The sequence below is a fragment of the Faecousia intestinalis genome (assembly GCF_040096185.1).
GTDB lineage: Bacteria > Bacillota > Clostridia > Oscillospirales > Oscillospiraceae > JAZOXB01.
On sequence record NZ_JBBMFF010000041.1, the window covers coordinates 1 to 3,835 of the forward strand.

Below are 3,835 nucleotides of genomic sequence, written 5' to 3' on the forward strand. Positions count from 1 at the left end.
TCCGTTGGGCTAATAACCCGTGCGGGTTCGACCCCCGCCACCGGCACCACACCGAATGGCTCGCAAACCCTTGATATAGCTGGGTTTGCGGGCTTTTCTTTATGCTCTATATTCTTATGTATGTCCCTCGCTCATCAGCAAATTTGCCGTTTTCGGGCTGATTTTCGGAGGGACATTGGAGGGACATAGCACATTAAGCGGAGGGATATATGCCCAAAATCGCATTGGCAGACGCAACCTTTGAAGTGAAATTCAAGTGAGTGTAAATGTTTGAGGTGGTCGAAATGTCGCTGTGACCCAACCACTCCTGAATTTCTTTCAGGCTTACACCGTTTGCGTACAACAGGCTTGCACAGCTATGCCATTACGGTATAATAACGACAAACGGAAAAAGCCTTGATTTTCAAGGGGTTTCAGCGTTTGTCGCCGTCTATTCAATTCCTTTTCCCAAGTTGAAATATGGCGAGAAAATTGACGAAAAAAGGAGGCTGTTACATTAACGACAAAACCGAATAGTGCCAGCGGTCCGGCATTTTGCCTGGCCGCTGATTGCCGTGGGCGTTTCATCTTTTTAGGTGGACGCCCTTTTTTCATGCAGATTTTTAGAAGAAAGGAGCCACACATGGAACTGAACGAAATGGAAAAAAAGATGCTCTTTCAGGCCGAAGGAGACTGTCAGGCAAAGGTTCTGAATGAGCTTTACATGACCGTGCGATATTCAAACAATTCCGAGCTGCGGGAGGCGGCGGAAAGCCTTATGGCAAAGGTGCGTGTTCTGTCGGACCGTGAGTGCATGGATTTGGTGCGGGACATTCAGAAGAATTACCGGCTGCCCCACCCGCCCCGGACTATCGGGGAAAGGATCGCCGAGGCCAGGCAGCAGTCCGGCGCGGAGAAATTAAAGGGGCATGACATCATGGGGCTGGAACGCTTTGACCCGGAGGTTAAGCACATGATCGTCTTTGATGTGCTGTCCTATGATTCCCCTGTTGGGGATAAGGGCGATAAAATGCGCCTGTTTCTTACGGAGGCCGGCTATCAGAAATTCTTAGAGAGCCAGGAACGGGGCGAAGTCAAACTGAAAAATCATGCGAAGGTCTCAGGCGGCCATCTCCATTATGACCGCAGGGACCGCGCTTTGTAACGGAATAACCGAAGAAAGGAGGCTGTGAAATGGCTGTATTCCGTGTAGAGAAAACGAAGGACTTTACGGTTATGAGCAATCACCACCTGCGCAATACGGAACTGTCCTTAAAGGCGAAGGGGCTTCTTTCCCTTATGCTGTCGCTGCCGGAAGATTGGGATTATACCACAAAGGGGCTGGCCCACATTTGCAGGGATGGCGTGGATTCCATTACCACCGCCCTGAAGGAGCTGGAACGGCACGGGTATCTCACCAGGCAGCGCCTCCGCAATGAGAACGGACAGCTCGGCGATATTGAGTACACGATCCACGAAAAGCCTGTAACCGGCGTAAAACAAGGTGTTTCACCTAAACGGGAAAATCCAAGACAGGTAAATCCAAGACAGGCAAAACCTGAACAGGCGGAACCTGAACAGGAAAATCCCGCACAATTAAATACTAATCCACAAAAAACTAAAAAATCAAAAACGGATATATCAAGGACACATCAATCAATCTATCCGGAAGAGCCGGAAACGGCAGGCTGTCAGGATGGGATTGATAGGATGGATATGGCAGAGGCATACCGTGGAATTATCAAAGAGAATATTGAGTATGACTTTCTGGTTCCCCGCTATGGGCAGGAACGCATGGACGAGACTGTGGAGCTTATGCTGGAAACGGTGCTGTCAAGACGGCCCTATATCCGCATTGCCGGAGACGACTTCCCACGGGAGGTTGTCAGGAGCCGGTTCTTAAAGATCAATTCCGACCACCTGGAGTATGTTTTTGACTGTATCGACAAGAACGTTACGAAGGTCAACAACATCAAGGCTTATCTGCTGGCAGCGCTGTATAACGCGCCGGCAACAATGGATAGCTATTACCGTGCGGAGGTCAACCATGACCTGTACGGCTGTTAGGCGCTTTCAGGCGTCTTTTTTCATATCATCACAGGAAGGAGGCGAAGCACGATGAAACGAAAATCTGTGCCGACACCATGCCCGGTGTAACCAAAGAGCAGATTCAGGCGGCACGGGAGGCGGACCTGTTCGCCTGGCTGCAATCCCATGAGCCCGGCGTGCTCAAACGGGACGGCCCCAATTACCGGCACAAGGAGCATGACAGCCTGGTCTATGTGACCGGGAAACGGTACTGGTACTGGAACAGCCGGGGCCGCAGTATTAACGCCCTGGATTACCTGATCCAGATTCGGGGCTATGGTCTGGTGGATGCGGTTCAAGCACTGGCAGGCGGAGAAATACGGCAGACGCCGGCTTACCAAAGCGCGGCGGCAAAGCAGGCACAGAGAGAGCCGGAAAAGAAACCGTTTACGCTGCCCTGGGCCAGACGGTGTGCTACCGCCGCTGTTTCGTATTTGCAGCGGCGCGGGATCAGTTCGGATGTGATCAGCCGGTGCTTTCGGAACGGGCTTTTCTATGAGGCCCGGTATCATGGCGAACCGGTCTGCGTGTTTGTCGGAAAAGACAACGCGGGGAAAGCGAAGTTTGCCTGTATGCGCGGTATCACCGGCAATCTCAAAAAGGATGTTTATGGCAGTGACAAGGAATTTAGCTTCTGCTACCCACCGCAGAATCCGGGCAGCCGCCATGTGGCCGTTTTTGAGGCTCCCATTGACGCACTTTCCCATGCCACGCTGCAAGAGCTCGAAGGCTGGAAATGGAATGGCTACCGCTTATCCCTGGGAGGCACCTCCCATGTGGCGCTGACCGCGTTTCTGGAACGCCACCCGGAAATAAAGCGGGTCACGCTTTACATGGACAATGATCTTGGCGGCCTTACCAATGCCCGGAAAATCAAAGCCATGCTCCATGAGGATCAGCGGTTTAAGCATATCCGGGTGAGCGTCAACCCGCCCCGCGTCGGAAAGGACTATAACGAAAAGCTGCAACATATCAGGGAACAAATTAAAGGCCGTCAACTACAATGCCGCCAGAAACAGGCGGCTATTTCAATTTAACAGGAGGATTTTAACATGACGAAGACAGAAAATACCGCTTTGCAAATGATCGCCGAAGCCGCCCGGTGCCCGGAATATGGCCCCGATATGGTTAAGGCTTTGATGGAAAAATTGGATATGAACGAAAAGGGCTTTGCGCTTCTGATGAACGTTACGCCCTCCACTGTCCGGCTCTGGACCAGCGGCGCCGTTCAGCCCAGCGGCACGGCCAAGCGCCTGATGCAAATTTATGAAACCGGGCCGGAAATCGTGAGCAAGATTGCCGGCGGACAGCACCCGGAGGATGGAAATGCTTATAAATGATTGCGTTAAGTTTTCGCACAGACTGGAGGTGATAATGTTTGGCAGAAAATTTACAGCATGAGGATTTTGGGGAAAAGATCGGAGGTGCGAAAAAAGACCTCTGGAAAGACCGCGGCCTGTATGTAGACGACCTGGGCGCCATGAATGAGCGGGAGGCGGAGAAATTCGTCAAGAAGGATAATGTCTGGAAGAAACCGGACTATCAGGCCATGCTTGACGATGGCGTTCCCCTCGGCGTTGTCTATTTCATCAAAAAGGCACGGGACAGCCTGGGGGCTTCTCCCCAATACCGGTACAGTGACAAAACCCCGGAGCTCAGGCGTGCCAGGCAGGAGGAATATATTGAGACCGTCCGGCAGCTACAGGCCGTGATCGAGGATGTGCGCACACTGGATGACGCTATGCAAGCCTATGACCGCTTTCTGATA

The 3,835-nt window shown here is 52.0% G+C and carries 4 protein-coding genes and 2 pseudogenes; 5 read left to right on the forward strand and 1 reads right to left on the reverse strand.

The annotated features are described in order from the left end of the window. Nucleotides 1-193: 193 nt before the first annotated feature. Nucleotides 194-361: pseudogene (locus WMO66_RS00445) on the reverse strand (tyrosine-type recombinase/integrase); the annotation flags it as partial. A gap of 261 nt (nucleotides 362-622) precedes the next feature. Between WMO66_RS00445 and WMO66_RS00450 the strand changes: the two are divergent. The 5 genes and pseudogenes from WMO66_RS00450 to WMO66_RS00470 all read left to right on the forward strand — a co-directional run. Beyond that, nucleotides 623-1,144, forward strand: coding sequence for a DUF5720 family protein (locus WMO66_RS00450; protein WP_009252038.1), 522 nt, complete (start codon nucleotides 623-625; stop codon nucleotides 1,142-1,144). A 29-nt stretch (nucleotides 1,145-1,173) separates the two neighbouring features. After that, nucleotides 1,174-2,046 carry a DUF6017 domain-containing protein gene (locus WMO66_RS00455; protein WP_009252037.1) on the forward strand — a complete coding sequence of 291 codons (873 nt, stop codon included), beginning with the start codon at nucleotides 1,174-1,176 and terminating at the stop codon, nucleotides 2,044-2,046. A gap of 77 nt (nucleotides 2,047-2,123) precedes the next feature. Continuing rightward, entirely contained in the window at nucleotides 2,124-3,104 is a 981-nt protein-coding gene (locus WMO66_RS00460; RefSeq protein ID WP_009252036.1) for a DUF3991 domain-containing protein, read from the forward strand. A gap of 15 nt (nucleotides 3,105-3,119) precedes the next feature. Further along, the gene (locus tag WMO66_RS00465) at nucleotides 3,120-3,407 is read left to right on the forward strand and encodes a helix-turn-helix domain-containing protein (protein WP_009252035.1); all 288 of its coding nucleotides are present in this window, start codon (nucleotides 3,120-3,122) and stop codon (nucleotides 3,405-3,407) included. A gap of 38 nt (nucleotides 3,408-3,445) precedes the next feature. Next, nucleotides 3,446-3,835 (forward strand): annotated as a pseudogene (locus WMO66_RS00470) (LPD1 domain-containing protein); the annotation flags it as partial.